This is a genomic window from Halomonas sp. CnH100-B (assembly GCF_024124605.1).
GTDB lineage: Bacteria > Pseudomonadota > Gammaproteobacteria > Pseudomonadales > Halomonadaceae > Vreelandella.
Genome location: NZ_JAMXRX010000007.1, coordinates 68,325 through 93,062, shown reverse-complemented (window position 1 = coordinate 93,062; position 24,738 = coordinate 68,325). Strand labels below are relative to the sequence as shown.

Here is a 24,738-nt window from a genome sequence, read left to right as displayed (position 1 = left end):
CGCTAAACACATTACCTCGCGATGCCAATAAAATCCCCTAGATACACGCAAAGGAGTGTTGCATGGGCAGTGCCAAATCGAAAAAGCAAAAATCTAAAGCGAAGAAATCCTCGGCGAAAACGTCCACCACCAATGCGCCGCAGCGGCTAACCCCCGAGACGGGCGCCGCGCTGTTCGAAGATGCCCGCTCACGGCTTGAAGCGGTCTTCAGCGCGCTGGCGATTCATCCCGATGCCCAGGCCCGGTTGATGCAGCCCAGCCTCTCGCTGCAAGTGAGTGTACCGGTGCGCATGGACGATGGCAGTTTGAAGGCGTTTCCCGCCTGGCGAGTGCAGTACGACACCAGCCTCGGCCCGGCCAAGGGGGGCGTGCGCTTTCACCCTGACGTGAACCAGCATGAGGTCACCACGCTGAGCTTTTGGATGGCGGTGAAGTGCGCCGTGGTGGGCTTGCCCTATGGCGGTGGTAAGGGCGGCGTTCAGGTGGATGCCAAAGCGCTGTCGTCGTTGGAGCGCGAGCGCTTGGCGAGGGGCTATATTCGCGCGATTGCCGACATCATGGGGCCAGACCGAGACATTCCCGCACCGGATGTGAATACCGATGCCACCGTCATGGGCTGGATGATCGATGAGTATGAGCAGATTCGGCGCGCCCAGGCGCCTGCTGCCATCACCGGGAAACCGCTATCGCTTGGCGGCTCGCCGGGGCGTGTCGAGGCCACGGGGCGCGGAGCGCTCACCGTATTGGATTTATGGGCCGAGCGCGAAGGGCGCAAGCCCGAGGAGACCACGCTGGCCGTGCAAGGGTTTGGCAATGCGGCCTTCCATTTTGCGCGCTTGGCAAGCCAGCGTGGCTACAAGGTGGTTGCGGTCTCCGACTCCAGCGGTGCGATCTACCATGCCGATGGGCTCGATGTCGCGGCGGCGAAGGAGGACAAGAAGCAGCATGGCAAGCTGTCAAAAAGCCAGCAGGGCAAGGCCATGTCTGGAGATGACTTGTTGACCCTGGAGGTCGATGTGCTGGTGCTCGCCGCGCTGGAAAATCAGCTGCATCGCGACAACGTGGGCGAGGTGAAGGCAGGCGCGGTGCTTGAAATTGCCAATGGGCCGCTCACTAGCGATGCGGATGCGGCGCTGGAAAAACGCGGCGTGCCCGTGCTGCCCGACGTGCTGGCGAATACCGGCGGCGTCATCGTGAGCTATTTCGAGTGGCTGCAAAACCGTGCGGGCGAAACCTGGCAGGAAGAGGAGGTCAATCAGCGTCTGGATCGCCGACTCGGCGATGAGGCCAAGCGGGTGCTGATGAGGGCGGAGGAGGAGCAGATCACCTATCGTCAGGCTGCTTACCGGCAAGGTATCGAGCGCATTGCAGCGGCGATCATGGCTCGAGGGAACTGCCAAGACTGCCGCTAATGAGCGACGCAACGCAAGCGGCGGGCCCGAAGGCCCGCCGCTGTGTCAGTGCTGGCACACTGCCATGCTAACTGACATGTGAATCGCTTGAGTGATCAGTCGCGATCCATTTGGGTGACGTCGAAGGAGCCCTGACGCAGGCTCAACTCCAGCTCGCGGCCGTTCTGCTCTCGACCCTCAACCTCGATGATGCCGCTCTTATCGATATCGATGCTTTCGAATTCGGTCATGCCTTCCTGGCGGGCAGCATCAAGTGCTTGGCGGACGTCCTCTTCACTCATACCCCAGGCGCCGGTAATCAGACGCTTGCGCTCTTCTTGCAGGCTTTCGCCGTTATCGATGGAGAAATCCACGTCGGCGTACCATTCGTCATCCAGCCAACCTTCCACTTCCACGCGGCCACGGTCGTCCACGTTGATCTCTTCGATGTGGCTGAACCCATAGTCGTTGGCGTAGGTCAGAATGTCATCGATCCGGTCCAACGGCTGCGTGTCGGCTTGGGCGCTGCCCGCTGCGGCGGCCAGGAGAAGCGCAGAGGTCGGGATCAGCAGCATTTTTTTCATAGCGTTCATATCAAATTCCTTCTTTGCTTAGTGAATGCATTGCCGGATGATGCCTAACGAAGGTCAGTCAGCGAATGCGACAGGGTATTTATATCACCGGGGGTCTTTCCTAAACCTGACAAAGCCGTTCATCTAGCGTTCATGTTGCCTTTGGCATCCTAGTCTTATGAAAACGACGTCTCTCCTCTCACTCAAGCAGTTACCCTGGCAGCGGCTCCCTTTGACAGGGGGGCTGGCGCTACTGCTGGTGCTCGTATTGATGGGTAGTGCGACCGGTGACCAGCACTGGGAGGCGCTGCATGGCGAAGTGCGGCGAGGCGACGTGGTTCCCCTGGATACCATTCTCGACTGGCTCGACGCCCACTACATCGGCGACGTGTTGGAGGTCGAAATCGAGCGCGACGATGGGCTGGTCGAGTATGAAATCAAGCTGCTAGGCCCCCAAGGGCAGGTCGTCGAGTTCGAGTTTGATGGCCAGAACGGCCAGCTCATGCAAATTGAAGGCGTGCGCATCCGCGACATGCAGCGTTGATACGGTTACCTGCAATATCCCGTCTTTACTGAGTGTATTCATAAGGGTGTGTTGATGAAGTGTTTACTGGTAGAGGACGACCAGGCGCTTGCCCGTGAGCTGAGCCAAGCGCTGCAAGATGGCGATTGGATCGTCGAGCGTGCGGAGAACGGCCAGGAAGCGGACTTTTTGGTGCGCACCGAAGCGTACGATACGGTCATTTTGGATATCGGCCTGCCCGATGGTGACGGCACCCGTTGGCTCTCTTCCTGGCGGGAGGATGGCATCGACCTTCCGGTGCTGATTTTGACCGCCCGCGAACGGTGGGCCGATAAAGCCGCTGGCTTTACCGCCGGGGCCGATGACTACGTCACCAAACCCTTTGAACCTGCCGAAGTGCTGTTTCGCCTGCGGGCCTTGGTGCGCCGTACCCATGGCCATGCGCACCCGGTGCTCAAAGTGGGCGAGCTTAGCCTGGATACCCATACGCAGCATGTCACCTTGGTGGGCAGGCCGGTGAGCTTGACCGCCCAGGAAACCCGTCTCTTGAGCTACCTGATGCACGCCTCTCCTCGGGTCGTCAGCCGTAGCGAGCTGTCCGAGCACGTGTACGACCGTGACCACGAACCCGACTCCAATGTGATCGACGTTCAGGTTAGCCGTCTGCGTCGCAAGCTGGGCGCGTGGCGCATCGCAACGCTGCGTGGTCAGGGGTACCGCCTGCTAGCCGATGAGCCAAGCGATTCATGAGCGCCAACGTCGTTACTTGGAGCCAGCGCTGGGCTAACCGCTCCATCACCCTACGTCTGCTGCTGGCGGTGCTGCTCATGGTGCTGCTGGCACTCCCCGTGGCCGGCTGGCTGTTGTCCCATCACTACCGTGCCTCTGCGGTCAACGCGTTCGATGAACGGCTGGAAGCGACCCTCAACGTGGTCATTGCGGGGGTGACTTACGACCCGCTCACCGAGCAGCTCCACTACGAGCGCGCGCTGGGTGACCCGCGTTTCGACCACGTGTACTCAGGCTGGTATTGGCAGATTACCGACGATGCGAACCACTCGGTCACGTCGCGGTCGTTATGGGATCAGCGCTTGCCGGTACTGGAGAGCGAGCGAGTGACCGCCCGCACGCTGCCAGGCCCGCGTGGCCAGCAGCTACGCGTCGTAGAGCGCGATATCTATTTGGGCGCGTTGGAGACGCCGCTGCACGTGAGCGTCGCCGCACGTGACGACGACTTGCGCGAAGACGTTCGGGCTTTTCAGCAGATGCTGTGGCTGGGACTGTTAGGCCTGGGTGCGCTGCTGCTAGGCGTGCTGGCACTACAAGTGCGTTGGGGGCTCGCGCCGCTGCGGCGCATGAACGCCAACTTACGTGATGTAGAGCAGGGGCGGGCCGAGCAGTTGGAGACCCGTTTGCCCGACGAGCTGGCCACCTTGGCGACGTCCATGAATGCCGTGCTGGCCCGCGATCAGCGGCTCATCGAGCGGGGCCGCCACACCGCAGGCAACTTGGCCCACGCCCTCAAAACACCGATCAGTGTCATGCGGCTGTTGGCCAAACAGCTACCCAGCGAGAGCCGCAGTGCCTGGGAAGCCGAGCTGTCGCGTATCGATAGCGCCGTGCGTCACCACTTGGCGCGGGCTTCCGCTGCAGGTGAGGGCGTGCGCTTTGCCCCAGTAGCACTACAAGAGACGCTATCGCCGCTCATCACCGGGCTTGCCCGGCTCGCGCAGCGCCGTCATATTACGCTGCGTCAAACCGTGGATAGCGGCGTGCGGGTGCATATAGACGGTCAGGACCTGCAGGAGATGGTGGGTAACCTGCTGGACAACGCCCTGCGCTGGGCCAACAGCGACGTGCATATCCGCCTGCAGGCACAGGGGAACACGCTGCGGTTGGTGGTGGGCGATGACGGCCCCGGTATGACCCCGCAGGAGTGCCAGGCAGCGGTCCAGCGCGGCAAGCGGCTGGATGAACAGCGCTCTGGCAGCGGCTTGGGATTAGCCATCGTGACGGACCTCGTCACGCTTTATCATGGCCAGATGCGCCTTCAGCGCGCCGAGTCTGGCGGTTTAGAGGTAGTCATTGAACTGCCTGTGGTCGCTACTTAACGAGCTTAAGAGCGATGCAACACACAGCACAGAGGGTGTGAAATGACACAAATCGCCACGACGTTACCCGACGTACTGGTCGGGCCTTTGCTGCGTCGGCTCTCGCCGTCGCGGCTCATTTTATGGCTGGTAGCGACCCGTCCGCTGACCATGCAGCTCGTGCTGAACCCCGAGCAAGAGGAGCAGCAGACCCACGCGTTAGACAACGCCCGCCAGTGCGTGGCGATTGGACGGCATGCTTACATTCACTGTATCGACCTTTCGCTGCCCGCTGCGCTGCCCACCGATACCCGTATTGCCTACGACCTGCAGGTACAAAGCACTGACGGCGCGTGGCAACCCCTGCCGGAGTGGGCACCGTGGCTATGCCACGATGGCTATGACTACCCAGGCTTTGTGTTGGCCTCTCGCCACCACCGTTTGATGCACGGCTCCTGCCGTAAACCCCATCACGACAGCGCCGATGGCCTAGTGCGGGCCGATCACTGGATAGCCGAGCGCCAGGAGTCTCCTACCGAGTGGCCCGCATGGCTGCTGATGACCGGCGACCAAGTGTACGTGGATGACGTGGCAGGCCCCATGCTGCGGGCGGTGCATGCGCTGATCGCCCGCCTGGGGCTGGTGGATGAGCTGCTCGAGGGCGCTACCGTCGAAGACAGCCAAGCGCTGTATAACGCCCCGGAAAGCTACTATCACCGAGAGGCGCTGCTGCCGGATGTCACCAGCAATGCGGCGCTGCGTGAGCGCTTTTTTGGCGGCGTCAAAAAGCCGGTATTCACCTCGGCGAACGCCCAGAATCACCTGATGACGCTAGCCGAGATGCTCGCCATGTACTGCCTGGTGTGGTCGCCCACGCCGTGGCAGGTGATTGCCTATGACGCCCCGGCGTTAGGCGACAAAGAGGCCGAGGCTTATCGAGAAGAGCAGGCGATCATTGAAGCCTTTGTAGAGGGCCTGCCTCAGTGCGCGCGGCTGATGGCCCACGTGCCCAGCCTGATGATTTTTGATGACCACGATGTGACCGACGACTGGAACCTGACCGCCGACTGGGAGCGCTGCGCCTACGGCCACCCGTTCTCCAAACGCATCATCGGCAACGCGCTGGTGGCGTACCTGCTCTGCCAGGGCTGGGGCAATGCGCCCGATAAACTTAACCCGTTGCTCCACCAGGCGATCACCCTGTTTGACGATATCGGCCCGCTGAACCCTAGCGCCCAGGATGCCCTCATCGAGCGGCTGCTGCGCTTTCAGGGCTGGGAGTTTCAAGTGCCGGGCACGCCCGCGCTCATCGTGCTGGACACCCGTACGCGCCGCTGGCGCAGCGAGCGCAGCCCCAGTCGTCCATCGGGCTTGATGGATTGGGAAGCGCTGATGGAGATGCAGCAAGCGCTGCTGGGCACAAAGAGCGCCGTGATCGTCTCGCCTGCGCCCATGTTTGGCGTCAAGCTGATCGAAAGTATCCAAAAACTTTTCACCCTGGCGGGCAAGCCGCTGGTGGTCGACGCCGAGAACTGGATGGCGCACCGGGGCGCGGCCAACGTGCTGCTGCATATCTGGCGGCACTCCAAAACCCCCGGTAACTACGTGATCCTCTCGGGGGACGTTCACTACTCCTTTGCCTACGACATCGTCGTGCGCCGCCAGAAGCGGGCGCCACAGCTCTGGCAAATCACGTCGAGCGGGGTGAAGAACACCTTCCCCAAACAGCTGCTGAATACCTTTGACCGCCTGAACCGCTGGCTCTACGCGCCGCTGTCGCCGCTTAACTGGTTCACCAAGCGGCGCAAGCTCAGCATCTACCCCCGCGATCCAGACCAGGCCAGCGCCGGAGAGCGATTGTGGAACGCCAGTGGCATCGGTTTGGTGAGCCTGGACGAGCAGGGCAAACCAACGGATGTTCGCCAGCTCGATGCCAGTGGAGGCGACGTGGTCTTTCCGCCGCCGAAGGTGCCTATCGACCCGTAAAGAACCGCTAGCTGTCATACAATTGTCATCACAATAACGCAGGCTTGCTGCCCTAGAACCTTCCTCATGGAGCGTTACAAATCATAGGGATAGTAGACGTTTGATAGGGCAGCAGGCATATGACCGCACAAGAAGCGCAGTGGCTAAATCAAATTATTGCGGCAGAAGAGCTGCACGTGCTGTTCCAACCCATCGTGGACGCCAATCAGCAGGCCATTTACGGCTATGAAGCGCTGATTCGCGGGCCAAAAACGTCCCCGCTGCACTCTCCCCTGCGGTTATTCGATGTGGCGACCCAGGCGGGCCTGCTGGTCGAGCTGGATCTTCTGTGTCGGCGTCTCGCCATTCGTCGGTTTGCCGAGCTCGAACTGCCGGGGCTGCTGTTTCTCAACGTGATGCCGTTGACCATCGTGGAGCGTGATTTCCGCGAAGGGCTGACGATGAGCTTCATCCAAGAGAGCGGCCTGCCCCCTGAGCGCGTGGTCATCGAGTTGACCGAACACGTGCCGATTCATGACTACGAACTGATGCGTCAAGCGGTGGACCACTACCGCGATATGGGCTTTCAGGTCGCGTTGGATGATTTGGGGGCCGGGCACTCCAGCCTGCGCCACTGGTCAGAGCTGCGGCCCGACTTCGTCAAGCTCGACCGCCACTTCATCTCAGGGATCGACAAAGAGCCTGCCAAACGGGAGTTTTTACGCTCCATTTTGGACGTGGCGCGCAGTCTCGACTGCCAGCTCATCGCCGAAGGCGTTGAAACGGCCGCTGAACATCTCTGTTTATGGGAGCTAGACAGGGGCCTTGCGCTGCTGCAAGGTTTCTACTTCGCTCGGCCAAGCCTTCAGCCTCCCATGCAGCTCAATACGCTCCTGCCTGCCACGACCCAGCTCAAAAGCCCGGCGGGTCGCACCGCGCACTCCATTTTACGCCCGATCAAGAGCGTCTCAGCGAGCTGTTCGGTGCCCACGCTGGCCGAGCGCTTTCGCGGGGACCCGCGGCTGCGCTGCGTGGCGGTGATCGAAGCGGGTGTTCCCGTGGCGGTGGTGCGCCGCAATGCCTTCCTCACGCTGTTCACCAACCAGTACAGCCACGCGCTGTATGCCAAGCGCTGCGTGCTGGAGATCGCCGATCCTAAAATGATCGTGGCGGATGCGGAGCTCTCCCTAGAGGCGCTGAGCCAGCAGCTCACCGACAGCCGCGACATCGAACAGGAGGATTTCGTCATCGTCGATGGCGATGGGCAGTACCTGGGGATGGGCAATATCGTCGATCTGCTGCGTGAGATTACCGCGATTCAAGTGCGCCAAGCGCGCCACGCCAATCCACTCACCGGGCTACCCGGCAATATTCTGATCAACGAAACCTTGGCTTCGTATTTATCCCAAGGCAGCGGCTTCGCGGCGGCCTACGTGGATTTGGATAACTTCAAGGCGTTTAACGACGCCTACGGCTATGCCCGCGGCGACCACGTGATCATCTCACTGTCCCGATTGCTGCAGGCGCAGGTGGAGAGTGCCGGCGGCTTTATCGGCCATATCGGCGGCGACGATTTCATGATGTTGCTGCCGCTGGAACACTGGGAAAGCGTCTGCCAGCAGATTCTCCACTCTTTCGAAGTGATGGCGCCTGGCTTTTACGAGGAGAGTGACCGTCTTCAGGGCGGGATCTCCATCGAAAGCCGCCAGGGCGGCGTGACATTCTTCCCCTTCGTCAGCGTCTCGATTGCCGTCAAGCCGATTACCGACCCCGCTCCCTGCAAGGCGCTGGATATCGCTGCGCAGCTCTCGGAGCTGAAGCATCAGGCCAAGAAAATCGCCGGCAACAGCCTGTTCGTGGAGCGGCGCGGCTGCTGCGTGGGCGGCGACTGTTAGTCGTCACGGATTCGTCACCTAGGCGTCATGAGAGTGTCCCGAGGCTGTCACATCGGCTCGCCACTATGGCGTTAACACTTCTTAACTCGCTTAGGTGATGCATGCATACTCTCTCTTTCTCTCGTACGCTGTTGAGCGCCGCCGTTGCGGGCGCGTTTGCACTGGCAGCGGTCACTGCCTCTGCTGATCTTTCTTCGCGCTACATGGACAACGACGGCGACATGATCGCCGACGTGCCCAGCGATGAGTCGCAGTGGGTCGATCCGGATACGCTGGTATTTGCTTACACGCCGGTTGAAGATCCGGCCGTGTATGCCGACGTTTGGGCCGATTTCCTGGATCACCTGAGCGAAGCCACTGGTAAAAACGTCCAGTTCTTCCCGGTGCAGTCCAACGCTGCCCAGCAGGAAGCGCTGCGCGCTGGTCGCCTCCACGTGGCGGGCTTCAACACGGGCGGTGTGCCGGTGGCAGTCAACTGCGGTGGCTTCCGCCCCTTCGCCATGATGGCGGCGGAAGACGGCAGTTTCGGCTACGAGATGGAAATCATCACCTACCCCGATAGCGGTATCGAGTCGGTGGAAGACTTAGCCGGTCGTCAGCTGGCGTTTACCTCCGAAACGTCCAACTCCGGTTTCCGCGCGCCTTCCGCGCTGCTGCGCTCCGAGTACGGCCTGGAAGCGGGCGAAGATTTCGAGACCGCCTTCTCTGGCTCTCACGACAACTCCATCCTGGGCGTGGTGAACAAAGATTATGACGCCGCTGCCATTGCCAACTCTGTGGCCAAGCGCATGCTGTCACGCGATGTGGTGAGCGAAGGCGATTACAACGTCATCTACACCTCGGAAACCTTCCCCACCACGGCCTATGGTCTGGCGCACAACCTGAGCCCGGAGCTTGCCGAGCAGATTCAGGATGCGTTCTTCAGCTACGACTGGGAAGGCACACCGCTGGAAGCCGAGTTCGCCAACTCCGGTGAAGCTCAGTTCATTCCGATCACCTACCAAGAGAACTGGTCAGTGATTCGTACCATCGCCGATGCCAACGGTGTGACGTACGACTGCGACTAATCCATCGGTCGTTCCATGATTTTCTCGGCCAGGAGGGCGACCTCCTGGCCGAGCCGCTATGTAGCCATTAGAGACGTGCTTGTGAACGCAAGCACGGACGCATAAGAGATTGAGGCATCCCCCATGTTGACACTCACCGGCGTTGGCAAGCGTTACCCGACCGGCGACCGCGCGCTGACCGATATCCAGCTCTCGCTGCCGAAAGGGCAGGTTATGGCACTTATTGGCCCGTCTGGCGCGGGAAAGAGCACGTTGATCCGCTGCGTGAATCGTCTGGTAGAGCCCACCCAAGGCAGCATTCGACTGGAAGACGTGGAGCTGACGAAACTCTCAGGCAGCCGCCTGCGCCATGCCCGCCGCTCCATGGGGATGATTTTCCAAGAGTACGCCCTGGTGGACCGCCTGAGCGTGATGGAGAACGTGCTCTCTGGTCAGCTGGGCTATGTAGGGTTCTGGCGCAGTTTTTTACGCCGCTACCCGCAGGAAGCCGTGGCAGAAGCGTTTCGCTTGCTTGAGCGTGTAGGCCTGCCCCACGCGATCGATAAGCGCGCCGATGCGCTCTCCGGTGGCCAGCGTCAGCGGGTGGGCATTGCCCGAGCGCTGCTGCAAAGCCCCAAACTGCTGCTGGTGGATGAACCCACCGCGAGCCTGGACCCTAAAACCTCTCGCCAAATCATGCGGTTGATTCGCGAGCTGTGCGCCGAGCGCGAGCTGGCCGCCATCATTAACATTCACGATGTGGCGTTGGCCCAGCAGTTTGCCGATCGCATCGTCGGGCTGCGCGCCGGGGAGATCGTTTTCGACGGTAAGCCCAGCGATCTGACCAGCGAGATGCTGACCACTATTTACGGCGAAGAGGATTGGGACACCACCCCTGAGCCTGCCGATGATGACGAGGAGGAGGGCAGCGGCGCTACGTCTAACGCCACGCCGCCCCAGGCAGCCACGGCACCACACACGCCGCGCCAGAACCGCTTAGCGAGTGGAGGCGCGCAATGAGCACGACGGACGCTCAAGCCCGCCAGCAGGCCGCCCGCCAAGGCCAGTGGCGTCGGCTGCCGCTGATAGAGAGCCGCCGCCTGCGTTGGGCGCTGGCGCTGGGTGGCGTGGTGTACCTGATGCTGGCGCTGGCATCGGTGGAAGTGAACTGGGCGCGGGTGGCGGAAGGTGCCGGGCGTGCGCTGAACTTTCTCGGCGCGTTTTTGCAGCCGGATTTTGTCAGCCGCCAAAGCGATATTCTGGCGGGCTTGATGGAAAGCCTGACCATGACGCTGACCTCGACGGTGATTGGGGTTCTGCTGGCCATCCCGGTGGGGCTAGGGGCTGCGCGCAATATCGCGCCATTACCTATCTATGCGGTATGCCGGGCCATCATCGCCGTCTCGCGCACCTTTCAAGAAGTGATCATTGCCATTCTGTTCGTGGTGATGTTCGGCTTTGGCCCCTTTGCAGGCATGCTCACGCTGGCCTTTGCCACCATCGGCTTTATGGCCAAGCTGCTGGCAGAAGATATCGAAGACCTCGACTGGAAACAGGTAGAAGCCGTGCGCGCCACCGGGGCGAGCTGGTGGCAAACCATGAACCACGCCGTGCAGCCACAGGTGGTGCCGCGGTTGATCGGGCTTTCCATGTACCGGCTGGATATCAATTTCCGCGAGTCGTCGGTGATCGGCATTGTCGGTGCGGGGGGGATTGGCGCGACGCTCAACACCTCGCTCAGCCGCTACGAGTACGGCACCTCGGCCGCGATTCTGCTGATCATCATCGCCATTGTGCTGATGAGTGAGTACGCCTCCAGCCATGTGCGTCGCTGGACGCAGTAGCGCGCCGTCAAACGCTTGTTGCCCACCCTTTACGTAAAGCCTGAAGGTAAAAGGAATTCTCCATGCCGGTGTCAACTTCCTCAAACGGTGTGCCACAGTGGCAGCGGCGCACCACCCGCGCCCAGTGGTTGCAGTACCTCGCTTGGCTGGCGGGCGTTAGCCTGTTCTTACTCTGCTGGAAAGTGATCTCTGACAACACCATGTGGGTGTTTGTGGAAGACGCTGGCCGCCAGGGTAGCGACCTGATTAGCCGTATGATGCCGCCCCGCTGGGAGTACGCCAGCGAGCTTTGGAAACCCATGTGGGACACGCTCAATATCGCCACCTTGGGTACCGCGCTGGGCATTATGATGGCGTTTCCGGTGGCGTTTTTAGCCGCGCGTAACACCACGCCGCATCCGCTCGTGCGCAGCTTGGCGCTGACCATCATCGTCTCGTCGCGTTCGATCAACTCGCTGATTTGGGCGATGCTGCTGGTGACCATTCTTGGCCCTGGCGTGCTGGCGGGCATCATCGCCATCGCGCTGCGCTCGATTGGCTTTGTGGGCAAGCTGCTCTATGAAGCCATTGAGGAGATCCATCCCACACCGGTGGAAGCCATCAGCGCCACGGGCGCCAGCCGCCTGCAGGTGATGAACTACGGCGTGCTGCCGCAAATCATGCCTGCCTTTGCGGGGATCAGCGTGTACCGCTGGGATATCAACATTCGCGAATCGACGGTGCTGGGGCTGGTGGGCGCAGGTGGCATAGGCCTGCAGCTGAACGCCTCCATCAACAGCCTAGCGTGGAATCAGGTCAGCGTGATTTTCGTGCTCATCTTTGCCACGGTGCTGGTGTCGGAGTGGGTCTCGGCTCGCGTACGTCACGCTATCATTTAATCCGTTCACGTTAGGAGCATCGCCATGCGCTTTCCTCATGCCGAGATCACCACCATCGATTTGATGCGTCACGGCGAACCGCAGGGTGGACGGATGCTGCGGGGCAGTACCGACCACCCGCTCAGCGACACCGGCTGGCAGCAGGTGACCGACGCAGTGATGCGCCATACGGTGGATGGACGCCCACCCTATGATGCCATCGTCAGCTCGCCGCTGGCCCGCTGCCGGGAGTTCGCGCTTTGGCTGGGGGAGGAGTTCGACCTGCCGGTGCAGGTAGACGACGATCTAGCCGAGCTGCACTTGGGCGAGTGGGAGGGGAAAACCTATGCGCAGGTGTATGAGCAGGAAGGCACCGAGCAAATGAGCGCCTTCTGGTACGACCCCGCCCGCGCCGCGCCGCCCCGTGGTGAAACCCTTGCCGAGCTGGATGCCCGCGTCAGCGAAGCGTGGCGTCGGCTGTTGCTCCATCCCCCCGGCCGCCATGTGCTGGTGGTGGCACATCTGTTCGTGTGCAACGCGCTGCTGCGCCAGGTGCTGGAACAGCCGCTGAGCAATGGCTTGGTCATGGATTTGCCCTACGCGGCGATGAGCCGCCTGCGTCACGAGCGCCATGCGCTGGGTGATAGCACGTTCATCGAGTGGATAGGCCGTTAACGGCGAGTGGTGGAGTAGCGGGTGAACGGCGCTTAAGCCATGATAAGAGGCACTGTGACTAGGCCACCTTGGAGCTTGTTCATGCCGTTAACCCGCTTCTCTTCGCTGTTGACGCTCGTCGCTCTACTGCTATTGGCAGGCTGTGCCAGTAAAGAGGTCGCCATGACGCCCGCGCCCAGCTCGCCATCGGGCATCTCGATGGAGCGCGCGTTGATTCTCTCCCATGCTCAGCAGGCCATTGGTACTCCTTACCGCTTTGGCGGCAACTCGCCGGATGGCCTGGACTGCTCAGGTTTGGTCGAAATGACCTACCGGGCAGCGGGCATTCGCGTCCCCCGCACCGCGGATGCTCAGTTTCGCACCCTTCCCCACGTCGAGACGCCCCGCCCCGGCGATTTGCTCTTTTTCGGCGATGGTAACAAAGCCACCCATGTGGGCATCTACGGCGGCAACCGACAGATGATTCACGCCCCCGGCAGCGGGCGTGCGGTGGTCAGCGTGCCGCTGGATATCGACTATTGGCAGCAGCGTTTTTTAGGGGCAGCGTCGGTCGCGCCTTGAGAGTCACCGATGCTGACCTGCGTCAATGCGCACGCTTGTCATCGCGTTACACTGATGCCGTTTTGCTGGCTAAGCATATTTAACTTGGCCGCAAAATGCGGCAAACTTAGCGAACAATGCGCTCTCAAGCGTGAACAATAAACGAGTACGCCGCTTACCTCCCCGAAAGACATGACATGAGGTTAAGCAACGCGATGAAAGAGCTGCTCCACCGCTTATCCATGCGGTATAAATTTGCCTTGGTACTGGTGTTTCCGTTGATGGCACTGGGCTGGTTCGCCACCAGCGGTGTGATAGAGCGACAAGGCGCTGTAACGGAGCTGTCTCGTATGCAGGCGCTGACGGCGCTGGCGCAACAGGCAGGCCACTGGGTGCATCAAGTACAGCTAGAGCGAGGTATGACGGCTGGCTTTCTGGGCAGCCAGGGTAACGCCTTCGGTAACCGCTTGAGTCAGCAACGCCCCGCGACGGAGGCGGCTGCCGAGGCGTTCTTCCAGCGGCGCCAAGCGTTGGACGCAGGGCAACTCAGTACAGGGTTGAGCGCGCTGCTGACGAAGATCGACCAGCACTGGCAAGGCGTTCCACCCCTGCGCCGCCAAGTTGACCAGCTCGGCGTGCCAGCCCCGGAAGCATTGGCCCACTATACGGGGCTGAACAGTGCGCTCATGACGCTGGTGGGCGAGCTGGCGCACTTAACGGGGCAGGGCACCATCACGCGTCAGCTGGCTGCGTACTACAACCTCCTCGAAGCAAAAGATCTGGCAGGTATCGAGCGAGCGCTACTCTCGAACGTGTTTGCGGCAGACGTGATGCCCGACAGCACGCTTCAGCGGTTGCTCTCGCTGGTGGGTGCCGAGCAAAGCTTCCTAGAATCGTACCGTGTACTGTCTGACGACACCCAGCGCGAAGCGCTCAGTCGTGCGCTGAGTGGCCCTGAGATCGAGCGGGTGTTAGAGCGCCGAGCGCTGGCGATTCAGCAAAGCAGCGATTACGGCGTGAACCCCGAAGAGTGGTTCGATTGGCAAACCGTCAAGATTGGCCGTTTGAAAGCCCTGGAAGACAGCGCCGCAGCGGCCATCATCACGACCACCGAGGCACTGAAACAGCAGGCTCAGCAGGCGCTATGGTGGTACTTGAGCATCGCCGTCATGGCCACGATGGTGGCGATTGGGATCGCCATACTGATTGTGCGCACTATCACTCGACCGCTGCGGCAGGCCCTGGTGAGCATTGCCTCCCGGGGGGATGACCTGACCCAGCGTCTGCCCGTTATCGGCAGTGACGAACTCTCTAAGCTTTACCAAGCCGTCAACGATGCCTCTGCGCAAACGGAGCAGCTGGTGGCAGACATGAAGCGCAATGCGCATGCTGTTGCACTCGCCAGTAATGAGATCGCCCAGGGTAATCAGGACTTGGCGCAGCGCACCGAAGAGCAGTCCGCCTCGCTGGTGCAAACCGCGTCGAGCATGGAGCAGATGACCGCCACCGTGCGTCAAAATGCGGAAAATGCGCATCAAGCCCAGCAGATGACGGGCGATGTCGCCGCCCAAGCGCAAGAGGCCACGGACGTGGCGAGGCAGGCGCGCCAAGCCATGCAGCACATTCTTCAGGCAAACGAGCAGGTCACCTCGATCGTGGCCGCCATCGATAACATCGCCTTTCAAACCAACTTGTTGGCGCTAAATGCCTCTGTGGAAGCAGCGCGAGCCGGGGAGCATGGGCGAGGCTTTGCCGTCGTGGCCGACGAGGTGCGCAAACTGGCCAGCCGTAGCGCAGAAGAGGCCGATCAGATTCGTCGGTTGATCGACAACAACGTGGCGCGTATTAGCGAAGGGGAGTCGCTGGTCTCCACCACGAGCACCACGCTTGCGCACATTGCCGAGCGAGTGCAGCACGTGGCGGCACTGGTCGATGAGATCGCGACGGCGAGCCATGAGCAGTCGGCAGGCGTTGAGCAAATCAGCCATGCGATGGCCCAGCTCGAAGACGTTACCCAGCAGAACGCGTCCCTGGTAGAGCACGTCGCCACGGCGAGTCGTTCGCTGGATGAGCAGGCGGACGAAATGTCGACGCTGGTGAGCCGATTCCAGGTGGGAGAGCCATCCACCCGCGAGCATCGCCAGCTCGCTTACGCTGAATGACATAGCGTCGATCACGCCCAGGGAGCCTTGCGCTCCCTGCGGTATGCTGTGCGGGTGACGGCGTGCCATACAGGAAAAAAGCGCGTTGATTCAGCGCTGTTGAATCTAAAACACGGGGAAGGAGACGGTGTTAATATGACCAAAAGACATTAAATCACCAACACTTATAAGAGGAGAGCAGAGACGCATGTGCCCGCCCTTGAATGACACACAAGAGCAGTCTTTGCCTCAGCCAGCCGCACGTTCAGCCTCCCTCCCCGTTGACGCTGTGGCGATGTCGGTCCTAGATGCCGGTACGCCGCTGGCACCCGCCGAGTCGGCGTTTCGCTACGCCAACGAAGCCATCATCATTACCAACGCCGATAACGCCGTCGTGGATGTGAATCCTGCGTTCAGCGAGCTGACGGGCTTGGCGCTGAGCGAGGTGCAGGGAAAAACCCCCGAGGCGTTCAGCATTCTCCCCTTGGACGATAGCCGCACCACGCGCTTGATGCGTGAAGAGCTGCAGCTTCGCGACCGTAGCAAAGGGCAGATCAGCTACCGTAGCCACGACGGTCAGTTCTATCCGGGCATGATGTCGATCAATCGGGTGCGCGATGAGCAGGGGCAGGTGGATCACCATGTGATCGTGCTGGCGGACCTGTCGGCCATTCCATCCCACGCACGCCATTTGAACCGTGAAGTCTATTTTGACGCATTGACCGGTCTGCCCAACTTACAGCTATTGACGCAACTGATTCAGGAGTCGATTCAGCACGCCGAAAACCGCCAGCTACCGCTGGCCGTCTGCGCCCTCGATATCGACCATTTTCAGCGCATCAACGACCGATTGGGCCCGCAGATTGGCGATGCGCTGCTGACCGCCTTTGCGCAGCGGATCAGTCACCTGCTGTTTGGTGATGACGTGCTGGCACGCATTGGCGGCGATGAGTTCGTATTGCTGCTGCATCACGGTGTCGAGGAAGCCTTTTTCGAGAAGTTGCTTGCGTCGATTCGCCAGCCGCTGCTGATCGAAGGGCAAACCATTTACCTCACCGCCAGCCTTGGTATTACCTGCTATCCCGACGACCACGCTCAGGGTGACGTGCTGCTGCGCCACGCCAATCAGGCGATGTACCGAGCCAAGCAGCGTGGACGCGACACCTATCACTTTTTCGACTCCCATCAGGATCGCAGGCTTCAAGTGCGTCATGAGCAGCGACAGCGCTTCATGGATGCGATTCACCACGACGAGCTGCGCCTGTTCTATCAGCCACAGGTCGATATGCGCAGTGGCTGCGTCGTGGGCGTCGAGGCGCTGATCCGCTGGCAGCATCCTGAGCTTGGGCTGCTGTCGCCGGGCGATTTCTTGCCGATCATCGATGGCACGCCGTTAGAGGTGGATCTGGGAGAGTGGGTATTGGAGCACGCGCTGCGTCAGCTCGCCCTGTGGCAAAGCGAAGGGATGGCGCTGCCCGTGAACGTCAATATCAGCCCGTCACACCTGTTGGTGAATACGTTCAGCCAGCGTCTGGCGGAGCTATTGGCGCGCTATCCCACCGTGTCGCCCTCGCTGTTAAAACTCGAAGTGCTCGAAAGTGCCGCCATGCACGATGTGAAAGCCGCGCTTAAGAACATGGCCCGCTGCCAAGCGTTAGGCGTGGGGTTTGCCATCGATGATTTCGGTACGGGATTCTCATCGCTGACCCACTTACGTCAGCTGCCTGTCAACCTGATCAAGATCGACCAGAGTTTCGTGCGCGATATGCTGAGCGATCAAAATGACATGGCGATCGTGGAGAGCGTGATTTACATGGCCAACCGGTTCCAACGACCCATGCTCGCGGAGGGCGTGGAAACGCTGGACCATGCGAAAGCGCTCATGGCATTGGGCTGCGAGCTGGCTCAGGGCTACGGAATTGCACGCCCAATGCCCGCGGAATCGGTGCCCGAGTGGATGGCTCACTGGCCCGAACGGCAAGATTGGAAAGGGTTGACGATGCTACAGTAGTGCGGAGAACAGGCCGTTAGGCGGCCTGCTCGGGAGGCTGCGGCTCATCATTGGCGGGCACGTCTCCCGGCTGCTCGGTGGCGCGGGCCTGGTTCATTTCGCTCTGTTCACGAGCCGCTTCCAGCTTGGCTTCCAGCAGGTACTGGCGCGCTTGAGCGGCCACCTGCAGATCTTTCGGTGACGGGTCCGCGGGAGCCAGGGCCGCTGCAATGACGGTCTGCATTTTCTCCACCGTGGCCTGCGGGTCGCCGGGAACGGGGCCGTAATCGATCGACACCTCTCCAGCCACCGCATAACGTTTACCGTCCGGGCCGACTTCGTACTCATAGGTAGCGCCCCCCGTGTAGGGGGCACCAACGGTTTGGTGGGCCATTTCGTGCTGGCGCACTTCGCGATCGGTTTGTTTGAGCTGTTCGAGCTGCTGAATCTCTTCCGGTGCCAGCGGCGTGCCGTCGGGTCGAGTAGGGCCGGTGGGCGTTTCGCTGGCACGGCTCTCGTCGCTCTCGCTGACGTCGTCGGAGGCTGGAGCGCTCAGCCCACGGTCAACACCGGCTTCCCGGCTCTCCACCTCATGACGCGATACCCGTGCAGTAGGCACGTTCGGTGAGGTCCAGCCAGCCGACGTGGCGGAAAACGGGGTGATAGAGGAAAGCTCCATAAGCGGTTACCGATATTGGCGGCCATTTCAGTTAGCATAGAGTATCTGTGAGCCAGCCGAATTGCGCAACGTTATGCACTCCATCGACGTCATTCTTCATCTAAGTGTCACCGAATGTCTGGCCTACTACGAAGGCCGGTACGATAACGTGCGGGCACGCAGTGTGGATGGTCGTTGGGTCGTGTTCCCCGCCCACGCCGTGCAGCGGGTGGTGGGCCATGAGGGAGTGCATGGTGTCTTTCGGATTACGTTTACCGATCAAGGCCGCTTTCACCATATTGTTCCATTAAACCGCTATTGAGTCTGTTTATGCACCCGCACGATGCCACGATGACGCTTTACGAACTGATCTATTCCGTGATTCCCAATTTAAATACCGCCGAGCGTTTAGTGTGCAATACCTTAGATAGCCTAATCGAGTCTGCCGAAAACCCTCTCGATATTTTTAAACGCACCGAACAGCGTCAGGCTTTTAATTTAGAGATTCACCGCGTTCGTATGAATATCGAACATCTTCTGTCGCGTTATCGCGCCGATGTGGATGAAATATTGCGCACGGAAGGGGGCGTTAAAGGGCCGGTGATTCAGCCTGACGCGTTAGAAGCCGATGCCATTCAAAGCGCGATCGATATCTATCAACACGTGCGTGCTTTTCAACGCGGCGAGCGCAGCCATCCTTTACCGCGACGATAGATCTACATGGCATTAATATTGCCTGTATAATGTGGCTCACGCATCAGGATTACCCGCCTGATTGCCTGCAGCTGGCCTACCCGGCCGTCGCTGCTTACACATTAGGAGATCACCCATGTCTGCCTTACCCGTCACACTGATGGTGGCCCGTCGCGTTGCGAATGGCCGTTACCAAGATTTTCATCGCTGGCTCAATGAAGGGCGCGAGCTGGCCGCTGACTTTCCCGGCTACCTAGGGTCCGGTGTGCTAGCCCCCCCTCAAGACGACGATGAGTTTCAGATTATCTTCCGTTTCGAGAACCAAGCATCGCTGGCCGCCTGGGAGCACTCGGCGTCTCGTCATGCGTGGTTGGAGCGCGGCAAAGGACTCTACGATGCGCCACACGAGCACCGAGCGACCGGGCTGGATGCATGGTTCAACGTGAGCCCCGGTGTGACGCCGCCGCGCTGGAAGCAAGCGGTGGCCGTTTGGCTGGCCTTTTTCCCGATTTCGCTGCTGTTTCAGTGGCTTTTCGGCGGCGTACTGGCCGACTGGGCGCTCGTGCCCCGTGTGCTCGTGAGCACATTAATGCTGACCCCAGTCATGGTGTTTGTATTCATACCGCTATCGACACGTTTATTGGCGCCCTGGTTACAAGGCAAGTGGTCGCCGATGGATCTTTTAGCTCGTTTAAAGACGCAGCATAGAGCGTGATACATCGCTCAGCAGCGGCCTTTTAACTCTTAAACATATAGTAAAACAACGGCTTAAACGTTTGAAAAAGCAAGGGGCGAACATCGGTGTTCGCCCCTTGTTGCATTTGCACACTCGCCATCGCTTTCTCCATGGGGTTCAACGCTGTAATAGTGCTAAGCTGAGAAAGCTTGCAGTCAATGGATAACTGACATCTGCGTGAAGCAGATGTATCAAGTCGCCTCATGGAGTAGTTATGATCCGCGTTCACCATCTTGAAAAGTCCCGCTCTCACCGTGTTTTATGGCTTTTAGAGTCTTTGAATCTCGATTATGAGATAGAAGTTTACCAGCGTGACAGCAAGACTCAGCAGGCGCCGGACGCGTTGAAAAAAGTGCACCCGCTGGGCAAATCGCCGGTCATCACCGATGGCGACTTAACGATTGCGGAGTCAGGGGCCATCATCGATTACCTGGTGAACCGTTACGGTAACGGGCGGCTTCAACCCGCTGCCGATGCCGGTGAGGAGTGGGTCAATTATCGCTATTGGCTGCACTATGCGGAAGGCTCGTTAATGCCGCTATTGGTCATGGGGCTCGTGTTTAACCAAGTGCCCAAACAGTCGCCCTGGTTCATCAAGCCGCTGGCCAAGGGCATTAGCGATACCGTACGTAAACGCTTCATTCAGCCTCAGTTAACGCAGCATATGGATATGATGGAGTCCCACTTGGCGACGCGCGGCCATTTTGCCGGCGAGTGGCCCAGCGGCGCCGACATTCAAATGAGTTTTCCGCTTCAGGCGTTAAAAGCGACCCAGTCACTGTCCGAATATCCGGCCATTGCGGCATTCGTGGAGCGGGTCGAGAACGACTCTGCTTGGCAGCGCGTGGTGGAGCGCGCAGGGCCGTTAACCATGCCGGGTGAGTAACGCCTACCATGCGGCGCAAGGGAGTGTTCGCGTTGAACCGGATGCCAAGCAACCGTTCTGCCAAGCGCTTGACGTATTCTGCCATCGGGGCGGTGGCGCTCTGTTACGTGCTTGGGTGGAGCGCCCTGGCACAGGGCGACACCTCGCTTAGGGTCGGGGTCTATCATAATCCGCCGAAACTGTTTGCGGGCGAGCAGGGCCAACTGCGCGGCGTGCTGGGCGAATTGCTGGAAGCCATGGCACAGCAGGAGCAGTGGCAGTTAGAGAGCCGCCTGTGTGATTTCCAGCAGTGTCTCACGCTGCTGGAGCAAGGGGAGATCGACCTGCTGCCGGATGTCGCCTGGAGCGAAGAGCGTGCCGGGCGTTTTGCGTTTCATCGTGAGCCGGTGATGCATAGCTGGTCCCAGCTCTACCAAGCCAACGACAATCGCGTTGAAGCCATCCTGGATTTAGAGCAGCAGCGAGTCGCCGTGGTGGATGGTTCGATCCAGCAGAGCTATCTTGCCGCCGTGACCGAGCGCTTCGATATCCGCGTCATCTGGATGCCGGTGGACAGCTTCGCCGCAGGTTTTCAAGCCGTGGCACGCGGTGACGCTGATCTCGTAGCCTCCAACCATCTGTTTGGTGACTGGCGAGCGCGGGATTACGGCCTGCGTGAAACGCCGATCATATTTCAGCCCTCGCGCCTCTTTTATGCCGCCTCGCCCTCCCTATCTGCCGATGTGCTAGAGCGGATCGACACCACGCTGCTAACGTGGAAGGACGATGTGGATTCGGTGTACTACCAAACGCTCAGCGCATGGCGCTCGGGCGGCGCGACCGAGACGCTGGTTCCCCGCTGGCTGTGGTGGGCCTTAGGGCTGTTGATCGTCGTGTTGGCGCTGGCCGTGGGGGCCTCACTGCTGCTCCGGCGGCGGGTCAGTATCAACCGCGCCAAGCTCTCCACCAATGAACACCTGCTGACCACGATCCTCGACAGTGTCGATGCGTATATCTACATCAAGACGCCGTCGCTGGAGTACCGTTACGTCAATCGACAAATCAGCGAGTTGTTCAAGCGGACGCCAAAAGAGATTCTCGGCAAGCGCGATGACGCCTTTTTCGACCCCGCCAGCGCGGCCGAAATGGCCGAAATCGACCAGCAAGTGCTCTCTTCGGGCAAAAAAGTCACGGTTGAAGAGCACAACGTGCTAAAGGGCGAGGAACGGGTACGCACTTTCCTGTCGATCAAAATGCCGCTGGAGATGTCCCCCGGGGAAGCGCCGTGCCTGTGCGGTATTTCCACCGAGCTGACTGAATATTTAGAGATGCAGTCCCGCACCCACCACCTGGCGTTCTACGATGCGCTAACGGGGCTGCCCAACCGACGCCTGCTGCTGGAGTCGCTGGCAGAGGCCACCGACCCCGATAGAGGGCCTAGTGGTTACAGCGCCGTACTGATCGTGGATTTGGACAACTTCCGGCTGGTCAACGACATTCAGGGGCACGAGAGCGGTGATCAACTGTTGATCAACGTCGCGCAGCATCTCAAGCAGCGCCTGAGCGACGATGCCACGCTGGCACGTTTTAGTAGCGATGAGTTCGTCGTGCAGGTCAATGGCTTGGGCGAGCGGCAAAGCGATGCGGCTGCCAACGCTGAACGGCTGGGGCGCCAGCTTTTGGACACGGTATCGCAACTGCGCAACGACCGCGCTCTACCGATCAGCGCCAGTATTGGTATCACGCTGTTCGACGGTGAAGGCCTAGGCGTCAACAGCGTGCTGCAGCAGGCCGATATGGCCCTACAGCAGGCCAAAGCGGCTGGCGGCAACACCCTGCGCTTCTTCAATGTCGATATGCAAACCAGCGTGCTGGAGCGGGCCAGTCTCGAAGGGGATTTGCACCAAGCGCTAGAGCGTAACGAGCTGGCTCTACACTATCAGGTGCAGGTCGACCACCAGGGGGCCACCACCGGCGTAGAGGCGCTACTACGCTGGTACCATCCCCAGCGCGGCTGGGTATCGCCCGGTACCTTCATCCCGCTGGCCGAAGAGAACGGACTGATCGTGCCCATCGGCTACTGGGTGCTGCAGTGTGCCTGCGAGCAGCTGGCCAAGTGGTCGCATCAGCCGGCCTACGCGGGGCTGACCATTTCGGTGAACGTCAGCTCGGTGCAGTTCCAGCAGCCCGAATTCGTGCGTAACCTCGAAGGGTTGCTGGCGCAAACCCAGGCCCCGCCAGGTCGACTGGTGCTGGAAGTGACCGAAAGCCTGCTGATGCGCGAACCCACCCGCGTGCGTAATACCATGCTCAAACTTCGCACCCAGGGCATTCGTTTTGCGCTGGACGACTTTGGCACTGGCTACTCATCGCTGAGTTACCTAAAGCGCTTGCCGCTGGACGAGCTGAAGATCGATCAATCCTTCATCCGTGAGCTGCTCACCGACAAGACCGACGCTGCCATCGTGGATACCACCATCTTGCTGGCGGTGAGCTTGGGGCTGACGGTGGTGGCCGAAGGGGTCGAGAAGAAAGAGCAGTTGGATTGGCTGAAGGGGCACGGCTGCTATCGTTATCAGGGGTACCTGTTTGGGCGGCCTACGCCCATCGAGTACCTGTTCGAGAGCTACTGAACCACTGGCCGCATACCACCATAATACGCCCGAAAACAGAACACCCGCCCAGGTTGCCTGGGCGGGTGTTGTGCATAGCGACTCAGCAGAGCGCTAGCCAAAGACGCTGAAGCTGCCGGCGTTGAGCCAAATGTGTACCGCAATGCTTGCGATGTAGCCGAGCAAGATCACCGGTGACCAGCGTAAATGGCCCAAGAAGGTATACGAGCCGCGCGCCTGACCCATGACCGCCACCCCGGCAGCAGAGCCAATCGACAGTAGGCTACCGCCCACTCCCGCCGTGAGTGTGATCAGCAGCCAGTGGCCATGGGACATGTCGGGCTCCATGGTGAGAACCGCGAACATGACCGGAATGTTATCGATCACGGCCGATACGATACCCAAGGCAATGTTGGCCCAGGTAGCGTTCCAACCGGTGTAGAGCGCCTCAGAAAGCAGTCCCAGATAGCCCATGAAGCCCAAGCCACCAACGCACATCACCACCCCGTAGAAGAACAGCAGGGTATCCCACTCGGCGCGGGCCACACGGCTGAAGACATCGAAGGGCACCACGCCGCCGAGCTGTTCCAGCTTTTTATTATCGCCCAAGCGGCTATAGCGTTCGCGCTTGCGCTCCAGCGAGCGGGGAAGGCTTTGGCGCAGGTAGTAGCCAAAGAACTGTAGATAGCCAAGCCCTGTCATCATGCCCAAGACCGGCGGCAGATGGAGCAGCGTATGGCAAAGCACCGCCGTGACGATCGTCAGCAAGAACAGGGCAATGATGCGCCGTGCGCCGCGTTTGAGCTGAACGTCTTCATACACGCTGCTGGGTTTTTGATCCTTGATGAACAGGCTCATCACGATCGCAGGAATCAAGAAATTCACGAGAGAGGGAATGAACAGAATAAAGAACTCTTGGAACTCGATGAGACCTGCCTGCCAAACCATCAAGGTGGTGATATCACCAAAGGGGCTAAAGGCACCGCCTGCGTTGGCCGCGACCACGATGTTAATACACGCCAAGTTGATAAAGCGCTTGTCGCCTTCGGCCACTTTGGTGATGACTGCGCACATCAAGAGGGCGGTGGTTAAGTTATCGGCAATGGGCGACAGCATAAACGCCAAGCCGCCAGTCAACCAAAACAGCGTGCGGTAGTTAAACCCTTTGCGCAGCATCCAAGAGCGCAGCGCATCGAAGACGCGACGCTCTTCCATGGCGTTGATATACGTCATCGCCACCAGCAGGAACAGCATTAGCTCGGTAAACTCCAGAAGCGTCACGCGAAATGCGTACTCGGACGTATCCGACATGCCGTTCTGAACGTATACCCAGCCAATGAGTCCCCAGATGATGCCCGCCGCCACCAGCACGGGCTTGGATTTGCGCATGTGGATCTTCTCTTCGGCCATCACCAGAGCATAGGCCAGCACGAAGATCGCCACGGCCACATAGCCTACGGCAGAGGTGGTTAAATCTACCTCGCCGGTGACGGCAAAGGCCGCCGGGCTGATGAAAAATAGTAAGGCCGCTAACAAAAAAGGCCAGCAACGAGTGTATCGAGGCTGGCCTGGGTCATGATGTAGCGTCAACATGGCGCGTTTATCCTTATAATGGTTAAAAGAAGGGGGAATAAGCGCCGCCAGT

Annotated in this window: 22 protein-coding genes; 19 read left to right on the top strand and 3 right to left on the bottom strand. The window is 60.0% G+C overall.

The features are described 5' to 3' along the window. Positions 1-62: 62 nt before the first annotated feature. The gene (locus tag NH398_RS15430; protein ID WP_253019197.1) at positions 63-1,412 is read left to right on the top strand and encodes a Glu/Leu/Phe/Val dehydrogenase; all 1,350 of its coding nucleotides are present in this window, start codon (positions 63-65) and stop codon (positions 1,410-1,412) included. Positions 1,413-1,507: 95 nt separating this feature from the next. On the opposite strand, the gene NH398_RS15425 is transcribed toward NH398_RS15430, so the two are convergent. Beyond that, entirely contained in the window at positions 1,508-1,984 is a 477-nt protein-coding gene (locus NH398_RS15425) for a PepSY domain-containing protein (protein ID WP_253019196.1), read from the bottom strand. A gap of 157 nt (positions 1,985-2,141) precedes the next feature. Between NH398_RS15425 and NH398_RS15420 the strand changes: the two genes are divergently transcribed. The 13 genes from NH398_RS15420 to NH398_RS15360 all read left to right on the top strand — a co-directional run bounded on the left by NH398_RS15420 (position 2,142) and on the right by NH398_RS15360 (position 17,550). Then, positions 2,142-2,507 (top strand): hypothetical protein, encoded by a 366-nt coding sequence (locus NH398_RS15420; protein WP_159340710.1) that lies wholly within the window; start codon positions 2,142-2,144, stop codon positions 2,505-2,507. Between the two features lie 54 nt (positions 2,508-2,561). After that, the gene (locus tag NH398_RS15415; RefSeq protein ID WP_159340711.1) at positions 2,562-3,236 is read left to right on the top strand and encodes a response regulator transcription factor; all 675 of its coding nucleotides are present in this window, start codon (positions 2,562-2,564) and stop codon (positions 3,234-3,236) included. Further along, a complete protein-coding gene (locus tag NH398_RS15410; protein WP_253019195.1) occupies positions 3,233-4,597 on the top strand; it encodes a HAMP domain-containing sensor histidine kinase in 1,365 nt (454 codons plus the stop codon). The genes NH398_RS15415 and NH398_RS15410 overlap by 4 nt, the downstream gene beginning before the upstream one ends. 42 nt (positions 4,598-4,639) lie before the next feature. Next, a complete protein-coding gene (locus tag NH398_RS15405; RefSeq protein ID WP_253019194.1) occupies positions 4,640-6,562 on the top strand; it encodes an alkaline phosphatase D family protein in 1,923 nt (640 codons plus the stop codon). 119 nt (positions 6,563-6,681) lie between these two features. Further along, positions 6,682-8,436 carry a bifunctional diguanylate cyclase/phosphodiesterase gene (locus NH398_RS15400; protein WP_253019193.1) on the top strand — a complete coding sequence of 585 codons (1,755 nt, stop codon included), beginning with the start codon at positions 6,682-6,684 and terminating at the stop codon, positions 8,434-8,436. Between the two features lie 101 nt (positions 8,437-8,537). Beyond that, a complete protein-coding gene (gene phnD / locus NH398_RS15395) occupies positions 8,538-9,503 on the top strand; it encodes a phosphate/phosphite/phosphonate ABC transporter substrate-binding protein (protein ID WP_159340714.1) in 966 nt (321 codons plus the stop codon). A 123-nt stretch (positions 9,504-9,626) separates the two neighbouring features. Continuing rightward, positions 9,627-10,502 (top strand): phosphonate ABC transporter ATP-binding protein, encoded by an 876-nt coding sequence (phnC, locus tag NH398_RS15390; RefSeq protein ID WP_253019192.1) that lies wholly within the window; start codon positions 9,627-9,629, stop codon positions 10,500-10,502. Continuing rightward, positions 10,499-11,326, top strand: a complete 828-nt coding sequence (gene phnE, locus NH398_RS15385; RefSeq protein WP_253019191.1) for a phosphonate ABC transporter, permease protein PhnE — start codon at positions 10,499-10,501, stop codon at positions 11,324-11,326. Before phnC ends, phnE (NH398_RS15385) begins: the two co-directional genes overlap by 4 nt. 62 nt (positions 11,327-11,388) lie before the next feature. Continuing rightward, entirely contained in the window at positions 11,389-12,204 is an 816-nt protein-coding gene (phnE, locus tag NH398_RS15380; protein ID WP_253019190.1) for a phosphonate ABC transporter, permease protein PhnE, read from the top strand. Positions 12,205-12,228: 24 nt separating this feature from the next. Next, positions 12,229-12,858: a histidine phosphatase family protein gene (locus NH398_RS15375; protein WP_253019189.1), complete on the top strand. Its 630-nt coding sequence runs from the start codon at positions 12,229-12,231 to the stop codon at positions 12,856-12,858. 81 nt (positions 12,859-12,939) lie between these two features. Beyond that, the gene (locus NH398_RS15370) at positions 12,940-13,419 is read left to right on the top strand and encodes a C40 family peptidase (protein WP_253019188.1); all 480 of its coding nucleotides are present in this window, start codon (positions 12,940-12,942) and stop codon (positions 13,417-13,419) included. Between the two features lie 176 nt (positions 13,420-13,595). After that, positions 13,596-15,560, top strand: coding sequence for a methyl-accepting chemotaxis protein (locus NH398_RS15365; protein ID WP_253019187.1), 1,965 nt, complete (start codon positions 13,596-13,598; stop codon positions 15,558-15,560). A gap of 274 nt (positions 15,561-15,834) precedes the next feature. Further along, a complete protein-coding gene (locus NH398_RS15360) occupies positions 15,835-17,550 on the top strand; it encodes a GGDEF domain-containing phosphodiesterase (RefSeq protein ID WP_253019186.1) in 1,716 nt (571 codons plus the stop codon). 16 nt (positions 17,551-17,566) lie between these two features. Here NH398_RS15360 and NH398_RS15355 read toward each other — a convergent pair whose 3' ends face one another. After that, entirely contained in the window at positions 17,567-18,208 is a 642-nt protein-coding gene (locus NH398_RS15355; protein WP_253019185.1) for a putative metalloprotease CJM1_0395 family protein, read from the bottom strand. 73 nt (positions 18,209-18,281) lie between these two features. On the opposite strand from NH398_RS15355, the gene NH398_RS15350 reads away from it, so the two are divergent. The 5 genes from NH398_RS15350 (at position 18,282) to NH398_RS15330 (ending at position 23,114) form a co-directional block, all read left to right on the top strand. Then, positions 18,282-18,509, top strand: a complete 228-nt coding sequence (locus NH398_RS15350) for a DUF2835 family protein (RefSeq protein WP_159340722.1) — start codon at positions 18,282-18,284, stop codon at positions 18,507-18,509. An 8-nt stretch (positions 18,510-18,517) separates the two neighbouring features. After that, positions 18,518-18,901 carry a hypothetical protein gene (locus NH398_RS15345; RefSeq protein WP_159340723.1) on the top strand — a complete coding sequence of 128 codons (384 nt, stop codon included), beginning with the start codon at positions 18,518-18,520 and terminating at the stop codon, positions 18,899-18,901. A gap of 115 nt (positions 18,902-19,016) precedes the next feature. Further along, entirely contained in the window at positions 19,017-19,595 is a 579-nt protein-coding gene (locus NH398_RS15340; protein WP_159340724.1) for an antibiotic biosynthesis monooxygenase, read from the top strand. Positions 19,596-19,830: 235 nt separating this feature from the next. Further along, on the top strand, positions 19,831-20,502 hold the full coding sequence (locus NH398_RS15335; RefSeq protein WP_159340725.1) for a glutathione S-transferase: 672 nt from the start codon (positions 19,831-19,833) through the stop codon (positions 20,500-20,502). A gap of 41 nt (positions 20,503-20,543) precedes the next feature. After that, entirely contained in the window at positions 20,544-23,114 is a 2,571-nt protein-coding gene (locus NH398_RS15330; protein WP_253019244.1) for an EAL domain-containing protein, read from the top strand. A 93-nt stretch (positions 23,115-23,207) separates the two neighbouring features. Here the strand turns inward: NH398_RS15330 and nhaD are convergent, their stop codons facing one another. Then, entirely contained in the window at positions 23,208-24,686 is a 1,479-nt protein-coding gene (nhaD, locus tag NH398_RS15325; RefSeq protein WP_253019184.1) for a sodium:proton antiporter NhaD, read from the bottom strand. Positions 24,687-24,738 lie beyond the last annotated feature (52 nt).